Annotated in this window: 12 protein-coding genes; 6 read left to right on the top strand and 6 right to left on the bottom strand. The window is 40.2% G+C overall.

Annotation, left to right across the window (positions count from 1 at the left end):
* Window positions 1–116: 116 nt before the first annotated feature.
* A complete protein-coding gene (locus tag FUT79_RS14925; RefSeq protein WP_002695678.1) occupies window positions 117–443 on the bottom strand; it encodes a branched-chain amino acid transporter permease in 327 nt (108 codons plus the stop codon).
* Window positions 440–1144, bottom strand: a complete 705-nt coding sequence (locus FUT79_RS14920) for an AzlC family ABC transporter permease (protein WP_002695680.1) — start codon at window positions 1142–1144, stop codon at window positions 440–442. The genes FUT79_RS14925 and FUT79_RS14920 overlap by 4 nt, the downstream gene beginning before the upstream one ends.
* A gap of 804 nt (window positions 1145–1948) precedes the next feature.
* On the opposite strand from FUT79_RS14920, the gene FUT79_RS14915 reads away from it, so the two are divergent.
* Window positions 1949–3142 (top strand): THUMP domain-containing class I SAM-dependent RNA methyltransferase, encoded by a 1194-nt coding sequence (locus FUT79_RS14915; protein ID WP_002695685.1) that lies wholly within the window; start codon window positions 1949–1951, stop codon window positions 3140–3142.
* A gap of 27 nt (window positions 3143–3169) precedes the next feature.
* Here the strand turns inward: FUT79_RS14915 and amrB are convergent, their stop codons facing one another.
* The 4 genes from amrB to FUT79_RS14900 form a co-directional block, all read right to left on the bottom strand.
* Window positions 3170–4162 carry an AmmeMemoRadiSam system protein B gene (amrB, locus tag FUT79_RS14910; protein ID WP_244951107.1) on the bottom strand — a complete coding sequence of 331 codons (993 nt, stop codon included), beginning with the start codon at window positions 4160–4162 and terminating at the stop codon, window positions 3170–3172.
* Window positions 4159–5904, bottom strand: coding sequence for a DUF3160 domain-containing protein (locus FUT79_RS14905; RefSeq protein ID WP_280525094.1), 1746 nt, complete (start codon window positions 5902–5904; stop codon window positions 4159–4161). Before FUT79_RS14905 ends, amrB begins: the two co-directional genes overlap by 4 nt.
* The gene (locus FUT79_RS15795) at window positions 5885–6946 is read right to left on the bottom strand and encodes a DUF3160 domain-containing protein (protein WP_052335746.1); all 1062 of its coding nucleotides are present in this window, start codon (window positions 6944–6946) and stop codon (window positions 5885–5887) included. The genes FUT79_RS14905 and FUT79_RS15795 overlap by 20 nt, the downstream gene beginning before the upstream one ends.
* 788 nt (window positions 6947–7734) lie before the next feature.
* On the bottom strand, window positions 7735–8280 hold the full coding sequence (locus tag FUT79_RS14900; RefSeq protein WP_024752805.1) for an O-acetyl-ADP-ribose deacetylase: 546 nt from the start codon (window positions 8278–8280) through the stop codon (window positions 7735–7737).
* Window positions 8281–8402: 122 nt separating this feature from the next.
* On the opposite strand from FUT79_RS14900, the gene FUT79_RS14895 reads away from it, so the two are divergent.
* From FUT79_RS14895 to FUT79_RS14875, 5 genes are all read left to right on the top strand, one after another.
* The gene (locus FUT79_RS14895; protein ID WP_024752804.1) at window positions 8403–8699 is read left to right on the top strand and encodes an ArsR/SmtB family transcription factor; all 297 of its coding nucleotides are present in this window, start codon (window positions 8403–8405) and stop codon (window positions 8697–8699) included.
* Window positions 8696–11122: an FAD-dependent oxidoreductase gene (locus FUT79_RS14890; RefSeq protein ID WP_148889775.1), complete on the top strand. Its 2427-nt coding sequence runs from the start codon at window positions 8696–8698 to the stop codon at window positions 11120–11122. Before FUT79_RS14895 ends, FUT79_RS14890 begins: the two co-directional genes overlap by 4 nt.
* 492 nt (window positions 11123–11614) lie before the next feature.
* A complete protein-coding gene (locus FUT79_RS14885) occupies window positions 11615–12238 on the top strand; it encodes a TetR/AcrR family transcriptional regulator (RefSeq protein WP_024752802.1) in 624 nt (207 codons plus the stop codon).
* Window positions 12239–12339: 101 nt separating this feature from the next.
* Complete coding sequence (locus tag FUT79_RS14880; RefSeq protein ID WP_148889774.1) at window positions 12340–13101, top strand: energy-coupling factor transporter transmembrane component T family protein; 762 nt, start codon at window positions 12340–12342, stop codon at window positions 13099–13101.
* Window positions 13098–14561, top strand: coding sequence for an ABC transporter ATP-binding protein (locus tag FUT79_RS14875; protein WP_024752800.1), 1464 nt, complete (start codon window positions 13098–13100; stop codon window positions 14559–14561). The genes FUT79_RS14880 and FUT79_RS14875 overlap by 4 nt, the downstream gene beginning before the upstream one ends.
* The last annotated feature ends 11 nt before the right edge of the window (window positions 14562–14572 follow it).

Here is a 14572-nt window from a genome sequence, read left to right as displayed (position 1 = left end):
AGCGCCTATTATACAATGTCTTTTCTTTTTTTGACAATAGAAGGAGAAAAAATAAAATTGTTATAAGTTTTAAATAAAGCTATGATTTAAAATTTTCGTAATGCAGCTTTACGGCTTTAAAAAATATATTGTACTAATATCATATAGCATATGGTACCGCCGGCAATTGACAAAAGCATTTGTCGTTTTAGAAGGTGCAAAACTATAGTTAAAATTATTGAAATTAATTCAGGCAGACCGTATCGCCCTGATGAAAAACTGACATTTTTTAAGCAATAAACAACAAGCAGTGCAAAAATTGCTGAAGGTAATGCTTTTCCAAGATATTGAATATATTTCGGAGTTGAGCGCCCTTCATGAAAAATTAAAAACGGTAGATATCGTGTTATCATTGTTCCGAGTGCGCATAATGCAATAGTAATAATTTGCTCTGTAATTGTCATATTAAACCTCCTGCATTTTCAATGGGTTTTCTAAAAATGGAAAGAAAAAAGAGAATGCAAATCATACTTGGGATTAAAAAAGAGTCTGCTCCAAATACCGCTAAACAAAAAATAGAGCTTACAATTCCGATTATGGCTGTATAATGCTTTTTTTCTTTTAAACATTGTTCCAAAAAAATAACCACAAACAACGTAGTCATTACAAATTCAAGTCCTTCAGTGTTAAAAGAGATAAATGAACCTAAAATTCCGCCGATTGTTGCGCCTGAAACCCAATATATTTGATTAAGAAAAGTCACAAAAACCATAAACCATCCTCTATCCACATTTTCCGGAATTTTTGCCGTATAATTAATAGAGAAAGTTTCATCGCACATGCCGAAAATTAAGTATATACGCTTCCGTCCAAGACCTTTAAATTTTTCAAGCATGGCAATACCGTAAAATAAATGTCGTGCTTGAATCATAAGTGAGACAAGCAACGTTTGCATTGGCGCAAAACTGCTCAGCAACATTGACACCGTTACAAATTCCAATGACCCGCCGAAAATAGTTAAACTCATCAGCATAGGATACCAAAAGCTGAAACCTAAAACATTCATATAAATTCCATAAGCAATTCCTAAAAACCAAAGTCCGGCAAAAATTGGAATTGTATAAGGAAAAGCCGCCTTAAATGCTTTCCATTTAATACTTTTCATATACGTTCCTCCCGATTAAAATTTTTTAAAATCAACTTCATAAAATATCAAATTACACAAAATTTTTTTAAATTTATCTTTTTAATTTTGATTCAATGTAAGAATCAGATAAAAATTCCATACTTTTTTCTGTAAAATTTTAAATTTACAATCTTCACGTTTTTAGTGTAAAAAATACTGCGGCATTTTTCATAATTCGTTCCGTTTTGAATACATTTATACAAATTCCCGAATTGTCAAGTTAAACTAGTATAACGTTTTTTTAATAAGTCGATTCGTTTTTTAATATATCTTACCCAAAACGTAAAAAATTTTATAAAAAAAAGTTCGACACGGTGCAACGGCGAGCAATTTACCATAGGAATGCTTAAATCCGCACTCCCTCATTGTTAGTGCTCCAATTTGTATAACCGGAAGTTAATTACAAAACGTTACACTAGACGAGGATACACAAAATCCATAAAAACTTCTATCGTTGTTTTGTATCCCAGGGATTTCCGTGGAATGTTGTTTCTGTAATTGGCTACCGAAATAGGCTATTTCAATTAGGCGAATCGTAAAAAATTTTATAAAAAAGAGCCCGACACAACGGTTTGATTTTGACATTCGTGTCAAAAACTACCCCACAAGTTTTAAAGCTTTGCATTGGAACCACCGCCATCCGTAGAGATTCTGAAATTTACATCCCTCCTAATGCGAAGCATAAACGGGGTCTAAGGGAGAGCAAATCTTGTTCATGCGTAAGCCTTGGGGCGTTTAAAAAGTATGATTGTACAAATTAGTAAAAATGCGTATAGTGCATGAATGCATACTTTTTTAGCGCTTTGCGCAGTCGGCGCGGAGACAATTTTATCAAATGAATTAAAACTTTCGGGCTTTAAGCCGGCGGCAAAATTGCCGGGGCGGGTGTTTTTTACGGCGGGAGCGGGCGAAGCGGAACCTCTGATGCTTTCGATGTTCAGGGCAAATTTTTATTTGCGTACCGCTGACAGGATTTATCTTGTGTTAAAAACTTTTTCGGCGGAAAATTTTGACGACCTTTTTGAGGCGGTTTTTTCGATTGACTGGCAGGATTGGTTTTTTAAAGATTCAAAAATTACGATAGACAAGGCGCGTATTTATAAAAGCACGTTAAACTCAGAGCATGCGGTGCAGTCAGTTGCACACAAAGCGATTTGTGAAAAGCTTTGCAAAGTGTGGAAGATGCGGCTGCTTCCGGAAAGCGGCACTGCGTTTGCTTTGAGAATATATATCGAGAAGGACAGGGCGCATGTCTGCCTTGATTTGTCGGGTGAGCCTTTGCACCGGCGCGGTTATCGGCTTTCCGGCGGGGCAGCTCCGATGCGGGAAACTCTTGCGGCAACGCTTTTGCACTGCCTCATGTGGAAGCGAAAATTTCCACTGCACGACGCATTTTGCGGTTCGGGGACAATTCCGATTGAGGCGACATGGTTTGCGCATAATATTCCGCCCGGCATTAATCGCAGTTTTATGTTTGAAAATTTCGCTTGCTTTGACAAGGCAAAATCAAGGGCTTTGATTGCGCAGGAAAAAGAGAAGGCTATCCGCTCCATTAAAACCGATTGTCTTGTGCGTATTACCGGATCCGATAAGGATGCTTCGATGGTGAGTCTTGCACAAAAAAACGCCGAGCGAGCCTGTATGATTGCGGGGCGTGCTTTGCAATCCGTCGGGGATGATTCGAAAATTCCCCGTCCCGAGTTTGTGCAGGCGGATTTTTCCGATCTTGCCGCACCTTACCCTGAAGGAATTTTGCTTTCAAATCCGCCGTACGGTGAGCGGCTTGATAACAAAGAAGAAGCACTCCTTTTATATCAGGCAATGACAAAACTTCCAGAAGCCTTTACCGGCTGGAAATTAGGTTTTATCACCGACAAACCCGAGTTTGAATCTATTTTTGCAAAGGCGGGTTTTCCTCTTAAGAAAAAAGAGTTAAAAGGCGGAAACTTAAATACCTGTTTGTATATTTACGGATAAGTTCGATTGATTCCGGCGCATGGTTGATTACTCTTCCCAAAAAAACGTAAAAAAATAACTTGTTATATCTTCCGGATCCACCTCTTTCGGTTCAAGATAAAGAGCGTTTGTGTGATATTGAATTGTGCAGCGCGTGTTCTCAGTAAAAAGCCTTGAAAGAATATAGCAAGCGGGGCGATTATCGCAGGCAACTAATTCCCAGCGAGCGGGATCGCGCTCTTTTAAAAACTTTCTGCTTTTTGCATCGTTGGAAAGCGTTTTTTCAAGATTGTGATGATGAGAAAAATCTGTTGAAACAAGCAAAAACTTATTTTCTTTTTCAGTTGATTTATTTACATCAAAAAAAGGCATAAACGCATCTGCCAATTTTTGTACCGTGTATATATTTATATAGTCGCAAAGATTTGCAATTGCAACAACCTTTGCATTAGGAAAATATTTTTTAATGTACGACATTAAGGTGAAAACGCCGTGCTCAATTGTAAAAACTTGGTCGTCAAAGGGCACATCAAGTTTTTTTGCAAGAGCTTTCGCATCGGGAATAAATGTTTCTACTAAGCCGCCATTTGTTCCCCAACTTCCCATTGTGAGCGCATAGTTATAAAGCGAAATCCCGTGATGAGAGGGGCTTAATATATAGAATATATCTATCTTTCGCCTTTTTACAAGCTCAATAAACCAATCGTCGATAAGCTTCCCTGTGAGTAAGTGATGGCTTACAGTGCCGCCCCAAGGGACAGCACCTTCGGGAAGCTGATCTTCCTGTTTGCAAGGCAAAATATTCGGAACGTCCATCTTTATAGATTCCCAAGTAGAAAAAACGGGAAGAGCCTTTTCTTTATCAGGGGAAGTAGCCCCGGCATTTTCAGTGTTTGCAGCATTTAAGCTTTTTGCTTTTTCAGAGTTTCGGCTGCACGCAACTAAAAAAAAGCCGCACAACAAAACCAAAATAAAAAGCTTTCCTCTTCGCAGTTTTTTTAAAAATGGCATTCCCATATTCTGCACTAAGATGTTTATCAAAAACTTCCTTCTGCTGGAAGGGCAGTGCCCCTTGACCATTCGGGTTTCAAGTCTTCAAGGTTTTCAGCCGGATCCGCATACACACGCTCCTTCCACTTTTCATCGGTTAACCTGTCGCTGATAGGATGTGGGAATTCATAGTAATTAAAACAGTAACCTACTGCAATTCGTTTGCCGCCCTGCCCGTCATTTAGCGGAACATAAATTCGATAGGGTGTACCGACTGCGGTTTCAAGGACGGTGTTGGTTTCCGCATTTGTAAATACGTCGGCAACAAGTGCCATCTTCACCATATCATCGTTGTCAAAATATGCACCATCACCGGCAGAATCAATACCGACTAAAATAACATGCGATAATTTCCTTGGGATAGTTGATATCCAAATGTTATCTTCCGCAGAAACAGGCTTGTCTTTTATTTCCAGCTCTACAATTTCACTTGCCTTAACACATAGGTCGGTGAGTTCTTGAAGTTTTTGAAGATCGTATTCTTGAATCATGTTAAAGTGTTTAAAAAGAGCTGTAAGCAGTTTTGTTGAGTTGACCGCATTTTTCCAGAATGCAAGGTTCGGCTCAATATAGTGTATCATTTTCGGGATGGGTTCCGTTCTGAATGTCGGCTCGTAGGCGCCTCCTCCCATTTTGGCATAACTTTGCTTTACATAAAGGATTGTATCGTGCCGCAATTCCGCCCAACTGCCATGTGCGGAGTTTAAAGCTTTCACCGTCCATGCAGGACTTTCGGTAAAATAAAAACCGCTGCCCTGCTCAAAGCGCGCCTGAGTTGCAATTTCGTTTAATACACTACCGTAATAAGTTTTTCCGAAGGCACGTCCGGGGTCTGCACTGATTTCCTCAGCGAGGCTATTTAGAATAGGCTGCATAGCAGGAAATCTCTTATAGTCTTCCGCCAAAAAACCATCAGCAGCCTTTGAGCCGAAAGCCTTCATAATGTCCATACCGGAAACCATTTGTCTGCCATATAATCGCGGAGAACTTACCAAATGATGAATAAATGAATCATAAGTAAAGCGTTGACCGAAAAGACGCCAACCCATGGGCTGCTTGTTATTGCCTTCGCTGTCTTCTTCCGCTGCCGCATATAATACGGATAAACCCGCAATTGCAGGCGGCGCACATTTTTCATGAGCTTTTTTCATAAAATCGTGCAAGTTCTTTTTATCGGAAGACCATGCACCAAAATCATTGACATTAAATTCTTTCCAAATCGGCAGCACTTCATAAAACGAAAGATCATCGGAAAGACCAATCAAGGCTGTTATCGGATCAAAAATATTTTGCCACTGTGTATAAAGACTTGGATTTTTATTAATGACTTCGGTAATTAAAAGCGCGATAGGCTGCATATTAGCCGTAAGAGCAATGGCATCAGAAGCGGTTTTTTCGCCTACAGGTAAAACCTTTGCAGCATTATCCGCAATTAAAAAATGGGCTCTGCCGAACCACATCATAACCTTAAAATAAGTAGCCAAGATGCCGTTTTTTGTATAATGCCCCCGTACCGTATATTGAGAATAATCTTCTTCGGCCGCAGAAGAATCTGCAAATGTAAAAACCGAAGAGGGAGCCTGCCCTTGGGCTGCTTCCATGAGCTTAATTTCATCTTGAACAGCTTTAGGATATTTTGCTAATACCCCCGCTTTATTCGGATCTACATATTTAGTATAAGAACGCCCTGATTCATCTTCAGCTTCCGTTTTTTTAGGGGCAAGCTCTATCAAAGCTTTTGCGGTTAAAAAAATATTGTTTTGCTTTTTCCAAGGTTTCTTTTTGTGCGGTAAGCCCGCCGGAAGTATTTACCTTATCAAGCTCTTTTAAAAATGAATCAACAAGTTTGTACAACTCGGGAACAAAAAAATCTTCTTCCGCTGTTTGCAATGCCCTATCAAAAACAAGATGACGCGCATGAGCAATTAAATCTGTTGTAATAAAAATAGGAGTATTTATGTATATATCCTCATCCGATGGCAGATGTGTTGTGTACATGGCTATCATATCATCAAAGTTGCTATAATAATTTATTTCTCGGTTGTTTAGATTTTGAAATGCGAGTTTATTTTTTGTAAGCGCATCCCTTTTTTCTTGTGACAGCAATGTATATCCGTTCATCGGATAAAATGTATCAAAGTGCCCCTTGTTTGCATACAAAAGGGATATCATTTGATTGACATAAGGTTCATTTCGCACACCGACTAAATCCGCACCGAAGACAAGCCCCTTTTCTCCGTTCCATTCTGCTTTATAAAAATAATTGAGCTGATCCTGAAATTTAAAAAGCCCTTCGTATTCCCCCTCTTCATCTGTATCGCCAACTACGTCTTGGTCAATAACCAAAACAGTTCCAAACGGAATGGAAATACCTTCCGGCAAATTTTTAAGGTCAGCGTGAGTGCTAAGCTTTGCATTAGGATAAAATAGACAAAGCTTGCTACCTACAACGGTAGAGCCCATTCCTTCGGGGATATCCGTTTTCGGTAATTCAGAAAAAACAAGAGGCTCGCTTAAATACTTTTTGTGAGCACTCGCATCAACCTTTACCTTTTCAAATACAGTAGCCAATTCGGGCATCTTTTTAGAAAGCTGCTCATCAAAACGCTGTTCAATTGATGCGGTTTGGCTTTCGCTTTTTTCAGTTGTTTTGACATCTTTCGTCGGAACGGGCTCCTTTTTTTTACATGCGGAAAAACCTGCAAGAACAATTCCCGTCATAAGCGCAGCTGTAAGAACGCACTCAAGTATTCTCTTTTTATTTTCTGTTTTCATTTTATATCCCTCCGAAGATATTTTCTATATAATAGGTAATATATAGCAATTTTTTTTGAAAACCAATACCATAAACAATATTTTTCAGACTGCCGTTGTGCCTGATTTTTTATAGAGTCATCTTTCTTCCGTCAAAGAAATATTGCGCGACCATTCGGGTTTTAAGTATTCATAATTTTTAGCTTCGTTTGAGTACACATAATGCTTCCAAGTTTCATCGGTTAATCTTGCATCAAGCTTTTCAATAACACCATTAAGTATGTTGTAATGTTTAAAATTGATGCAAGCAAATTAACAGAGGTTACCGCTGCTTTCAGAAACGGCAGATTTGGCTCAATGGTAATATACCGTTTTTTGATAACCTAGCGAGTTTAAAAGCTTTGTAAGCTGTTTTGCTTTAAAACATCGCTGCTGCTTGGAACCACGGACATCCGTGCCCGTTCTGAATGTAATGTTTGCTATTCCTGTTTACATCGGCTGCGAGTTTAAAAGCTTCAATTTTATAATTTTGTATTGATGCTTTTAAACATCGTTTGAATTTGTTCTGAGTTTGACAACGGTGAGCAATTTACCATAGTGATGCTGCATCTATAAGCCGTTTTGTTACTGTCGCGATTAGTAAAACACTTACCGGCACGGATGTTTATGAGTCGTAGGGCTTTTCAGGGGCTGTATTACACCCGCCGACCGATAATGCCGAAAGCTGCGCCGGTTTTGGAAATATATTTAACCTGAAGTTGGGCTCGGCTCTTAGATTATAAGCAATACTTTTAGTTTGCAGGCACGGCTTATAGCAGTTCCTTAAAAATGCGATTATAAATCTCGTAATTTTCATCATCGAATGTTACAAAAAAAATTGTATTGATTTTTTCGATATGAATAGTTTCATCCGTTTTGCCGCGTATTGCACTTTGTATAGTTTCAAAAACAAGTTTTGCAGCCGCTTCTTTTGGATAGCCGTACACTCCGGTGCTGATATTCGGAAAGGCAATTGTTTTGCAATTAAGCTCTGAAGCAAGGCGGATTGAGTTAAGGTAACAATCTCTCAGTAAGTTTGCTTCGTTTTTTGTGCCGCCATGCCAAATAGGACCTACCGTATGAAACACATACTTTGCCGGTAAGTTTCCCGCACTTGTGTACACGACATGTCCGGTTTTACACTCACCCTGCGCTGCAACAATTTTTTTGCATTCTTCTAAAATTTTCGGCCCGCCTGCACGGTGAATTGCGCCGTCCACTCCGCCGCCTCCGAGCAAGCTTGAGTTTGCCGCATTCACAATCACATCAACTTCTTTTTTTGTAATATCGCTTTTTTCAACAATTATGTTTATCATTCTTCTATTATAAATAAATAACTTTTATATTACAAGCTTATCAATACGCGTATTATCCTATTGACAATATATCTATATATCGCTATATTGCGATATATAGATATAATAAAGGCGTAAAACTTATGGAAAATTTTTTATCTGCTGATTTTAATTTGTTGGAAGAAAAAGCAGAGCTTTTAAAAGCAATTGCTCATCCTGTGAGGCTTTGTATTTTACGAGGTTTGAGCTTAAGAGGGGAAGTGCAAGTGTCGGATATGCAGCATTGTCTTGATATTCCGCAGTCTACAATATCTCAACATGTAGGTATTTTAAAAGATAAGGGGCTTATTAAGGGGAGGCGCGAAGGCGTTAATATTTACTATTCAATTACGGATAAGAAAATAAAAAAACTTATCCAAAATATTTTGGAGGAAAAATGAAAATACTTATTGTCGGCGGAGTTGCAGGCGGCGCGTCATTTGCCGCGCGTATGCGAAGATTAAACGAAGATGCTGAAATTGTTTTGTTTGAAAAAGGCGAGTATGTTTCTTTTGCAAACTGCGGGCTTCCGTATTACATTGGCGGAGAAATTGCCGAGCGGGATGCTCTGCTTTTGCAAAGCGTTGAACAAATGGAAAAGAAATTCAATATGAAGGTTTACAACAATACGGAAGTAACAAAGATTGACCGTAAAAATAAATCTATTGAATTTTCTTCAAAAGACGGAACTGATGGGAAGTCTGATTACGATTATTTAATTCTTTCGCCGGGTGCAAGTCCCGTTAAGCCGCCCATTGAAGGCATTAGCGAAGCGAAAAATGTATTTACGCTTAGAACTGTGCCGGACACTGATGCGATTAAAAGCTATATTAAAAATAATAATGCGCAAGAAGCAACCGTTATCGGCGGCGGTTTTATCGGGCTTGAAATGGCGGAAAATCTCAAAAGAGCAGGACTTAAAACAACGCTTATCGAAATGGATAAACAGGTTATGGCGCCGCTTGATTTTGAAATGGCGCAAGAACTGCATATGCATTTGGAAGATAAGGGCGTAAGGCTCATTTTAAATAACGGCGTAAAAAAATTTAAGGATAAGGGCGCCGCCATTGAATTATCCGACGGCAGTACAGTTCATTCTGATATTACAATCCTTGCGATTGGCGTAAAACCTGAAAATACTTTGGCTAAGGATGCGGGGCTTGCTATAGGTGCAAGGGGCGGCATTGTTGTAAATAGCCAAATGCAAACATCCGATGAGTACATTTATGCCCTGGGGGACGCCGCAGAGGTTAATCATTTTGTTTCAGGTGAAAAAGTACAAATAGCACTTGCGGGCTATGCAAATTATCAGGGCAGAATGATTGCCGATCTATTAAACGGTATGCAAGCGGAATACAAGGGCTCCTTAGGAACAAGCATTGCCAAAGTATTTGACTTGCAAGCGGCAAGTATCGGTTTAAATGAAAAAACAATCAAAGGCGAGTATCAGGTTATCCATTTACACCCGGTAAATCACGCCGCCTATTATCCCGGCTCTTACCCGATGCATGTCAAAGTGTTGTATTCTACTGAAGGAAAAATTTTAGGTGCTCAATGCGTTGCAAAAGACGGTGCCGATAAATTCATTGACACAATAGCTACGGCAATATATGCAGGGCTTTCAATTACACAATTAAAAGATTTGCAGCTTGCATATGCGCCACCGTTTAATGCAGCAAAAACCGCAATCAATTTTGTAGGCTATGTTTCTGAAAATGCATTAAACAAAAAAGTTTCTTTTATTCAATGCAATGAAATTGAGCAATATAAAAAAGACGGATACATGCTTGTCGATGTAAGCGAAGCAGCCGAATTCGCCATTGGGCATATTGACGGTTCTGTAAATATTCCGCTTGGCACAATCAGAGATAATATCAACACTCTGCAAGGTAAAAAAATTGTTTTGTATTGCAGGGTGTCTCTGCGTGCATATAATGCGCATTGCATATTAAGACAAAAGGGCATCGATTCCGTTGTGCTTTCAGGAGGATATAAAACATACGCTATTGCAAACTATAAACTTAAAAATACCGCCGCTATTTGCGGTTGCCCGTTAAGTGCACACAATCAGGAGGAAAAAATGATTCAGAAAAATGTTACAGCAAAAGTAGAAATCAACGCTTGCGGTTTGCAATGTCCCGGTCCCATCACAAGGGTATACACTGCAATGAACGAACTTGCAGACGGTGATGTGCTTGAAGTTAAAGTAACCGATATCGGGTTTACCAAAGATATAAACTCATGGTGCAGCACAACCGGAAATACCTTAATCGGTGTGCATGAGGATAGCGGCGTTTATACTGCGCAAATTATGAAGGGCAAAACAGAGCAAACACTCGAAACGAAAGTTTTTGAAAATCACAACAGCGCAACAATTATTGTTTTTAGCGGAGACCTTGATAAAACAATGGCGGCGTTTATTATTGCAAACGATGCTGCGAGTATGGGAAAAAAGGTTACTATGTTTTTTACATTCTGGGGTTTGTCCGCTGTAAAGCGAAGAGCCCATGCACAAAAAAATGCAATGGAAAAAATGTTTGATATTATGCTTCCTGCTGACATAACAAAACTCGGTTTATCAAAAATGAATATGGCCGGCATGGGTTCTGCCATGATGAAAAAAATAATGAAAGAAAAAAATGTTGATGACCTTCCGACACTCATGCAAAGCGCACGCAACTTGGGTGTTAAGCTTATCGCCTGCTCCATGTCAATGGATGTAATGGGAATAAAAAAAGAAGAGCTTTTAGAAGGTGTTGAAATCGGAGGCGTCGCAACCTATCTAGGCGATGCGCAAAAATCCGGAATTAATTTATTTATTTAAAAACGCTGTCAGAGGGGGTAGCCGGAATAACAAGTTCGCTGCTCGTGTAAAGCAGCAGCAAGATTAGGAGCGATGAGCGGATAATCCTTGCTCCGAAAAAACAGCAGCAGCGAACTTTTATGGAGGCGAGGGGGAGACTTCCCCCTCCTAAATATATTTATTGATTATAAATTCTAATCCAGTCTCATTGTAGGTATAGGAAATTTTAATAAACTACAAAGCCAATTTTTATAAATTTAATTAAAGAGTTTACTTTTACGCTAAGATACAAATGGGCATCTCTAAAAACTCGCTTAGTTTTTAGAGATGCCCGACGAGTTTCTCTGTAAGTCTTGGTATTATCATGACTTACAGAGAAACATCGCAAAAAATTTAAGGGAACCTCTAAAAATTGATATTTTTAGAGGTTCCCAAATATTTATATCCCGCGCTTCTTGACATTTTTCAATAAATTCGTATGATAACGGTGTTATCATACGAATGGAGGCTACTGTGCCGGTTGATTCAACTGAGACGGTAAAAGCGATTCTTGCAAGTGCAAAAAAAGAATTTCTCGAAAAAGGTTTTGCAAACGCATCGCTGCGCACTATTGCGAAAGAGGCGGGGCTTACCACAGGTGCCCTGTATCGGCATTTTGCGGATAAGGAAGCATTGTTTAAAAGCATTGTTGAACCGGTGTATACGGAATTCTTAGAGATAACGGAGGAGCAAGCCGCTCATTATTTGCAGTCGCTTAAGGCAGGCGGTATTGCGGCAATGACGGAAATTACCTCGCAAATTGCTGAATTGTTTTTGGGTTATGTGTATGAGCATTTCGACAGCTTTAAGTTATTGCTTTCCGCGTCGGAGCAAACCGCATATGCAGACTTTGTTGACAGGCTTGTGCAAACCGAAGTTGAGATGACCGCCCAGTATTTAGCTGCAGTACGGCGCAGCGGTTATAAAATCCGCAAATTATCCCGGCAGGAATTGCGCATCATTATATGCGGACAATATTCGGTTCTTTTTGAAATGGTTTTACATGACGTACCGAAAAAACTTGTTCTCGGATACGTCAAAACAATTTCAGGATTTTTCAGCGGTGGGTGGCAGCAGATTCTAAAACAGGAATCATAAGAGTGCTGTAACAGGAATTATACGTGTGCCGTCCGTAAAAACACGGACGGTTATTTTAAACTTTTTAAGTTGGTGCTAGCTAACAAATAAAAGGAGAAAGTATGAAATTGCAAAATAAAATGAGCGCGATAAGGGCACCGCTTGCAAGGCCTACTCCTGTGCCGAAGCTTTTGTTAGACCCGCGCTCAAAATTGCTCATTCTTATTTTAATTAACATAACCGTATTTGCGGCAAAGGATTTCGGCACGGAGGTTTTTTGTGTTGCAATGATTGCCCTGACGCTTTGCGCTCTCGGTACATACCGCAAAGCGCTGCGCGGTCTTTTTTTGTATGCGGGCTTGTTGGGCATTTTACATCTTTGCGGATTTTTACCCGATTATATTGCGTCAATGTTTTCGATGCTTGCCATTCTTTTTCGTAAACTTATGCCCGCAGTTTTTTTTGCATCGGGACTTGTTGCGACCACAAAGGTAAATGAACTGATAGCTGCTTTGCAAAAAATCCGCATACCGAAAAGCCTTGTTATCACTTTGGCAATTACGCTTCGGTTTTTTCCTACACTTGGAGAAGAATACCGCTGTGTAAAAGATGCAATGAAATTGCGCGGCATCAGGCTGAATGCAAAAAATATTTTACTGCATCTGCTTGCACTCTCCGAATATCTTTTAATACCGCTCATGCTGCGCTGCGCAATTATTGCGGATGAACTTTCCGCCGCTGCAATGACGCGGGGTATTGAACGAAACGGAAAGCGAACATCGCTTTATGAGCTCTCCTTTACATTCGGCGATTATGCGGTTCTATCCCTGTTCTCCCTGCTCGCTCTTTTTTCTCTGCTCGGGGGTTTTAGGATTTTTATATGATGAGAATACAAAATGCTTTTTACCGCTACACAAAAAATGGCGGGTATGGAATACGCAATGTCAATTTACAAATAGAGCAGGGCGAGTGCGTGCTCGTATGCGGCGAAAGCGGCTGCGGAAAGACAAGCCTTATGCGTATGGCAAACGGCTTAATTCCTCATTTTTATGAAGGCGTCTTTGAGGGAGACGTTTTTCTGAGCGGAAAAAACACACGGGATATGCAGATGGATACCATTGCCCGCATCGCCGCTTCAGTTTTTCAAAATCCGAGAAATCAATTTTTCAATTTGGATACAACGGATGAAATAGCTTTTGCCTGCGAAAACATCGGGGTTCCGCCGGAGGAAATAAGGGAACGCATTTTGCAAACAGTTTCTGCACTCGGCATTGCGCATCTTTTGCATAAAAACATATTCGGTCTTTCGGGCGGAGAAAAACAGCTTATCGCCATTGCATCCGCATACGCACTAAATCCGGAAATTTTTGTTTTTGATGAGCCTTCCGCAAATCTTGATGCGACGAGTTGCAAGGAACTTTCTCGACTTCTACAAAAAATAAAAACGGAAGGGAAAACCATTTTAATTGCCGAACATAGAATACACTATCTTTCGGGTATCTACGACCGCATTGTATACATGAAAGACGGTACAATCGAAAACGAGTGGACGGCGGAATCGTTTAAAAATATTTCAGATGAAAAAAGAATCCGGCTTGGGCTTCGCTCTCTTTCTTATGAACGCCTTAGTCCTGCCGCTCCGCTATGTGCGTGCAAAGAGCCGGAATTGCACATATCGAATCTCTGTGCATCCTATTTACGCGGAAAGCAGGTGCTGGAAGGTCTTTCTTTTTCCGCATCGGCGGGCGAGGTTATCGGCATAGTCGGTAAAAACGGTCAGGGTAAAACAACTCTTGCGTGCGTGCTTTGCGGACTGCACAAAGAAGACTGCGGCAGTATTACTCTATATGGAAGAAAAATTTCTTATCCCAAACGTGCGGAGCTTTTTTATCTTGTAATGCAGGAGCCGGGCTATCAATTATTTACCGACAGTGTGGAAAAAGAACTCGGGCTTTCGCTGCATAAAAAAAACGCTCCGGCCGAAAGTGCCGTGCATGAAATTATGCAGAACTTGAATCTTGTGCCGTACAAGGAACGCCACCCGATGAGTCTTTCAGGCGGACAAAAGCAGCGTGTGGCAATTGCTTCCGCACTCATCCGCAATGCAAAGATCCTGATATTCGATGAGCCCACCAGCAGACTTGATTATACGAATATGCAGCGCATTGCGCAGCTTATTACGCGGCTGCGGGAAGCCGGGAAAATAATTTTTATCATTACACATGATTACGAGTTTTTTCTTTCCGCATGCACCCGCGCACTGATAATTGACGGCGGTAAAATCCGCAAAGATATTTCCCTGACAGCCGGCTCTCAGGCAGAAATACAAAACAATGTTTTTTAGGATGTCCAAGA

This window comes from Treponema phagedenis (genome assembly GCF_008153345.1).
Classification (GTDB): domain Bacteria; phylum Spirochaetota; class Spirochaetia; order Treponematales; family Treponemataceae; genus Treponema; species Treponema phagedenis.
The sequence above is the reverse complement of the archived record's forward strand: the minus strand, read 5'-3'. Positions and strand labels throughout refer to the sequence as shown.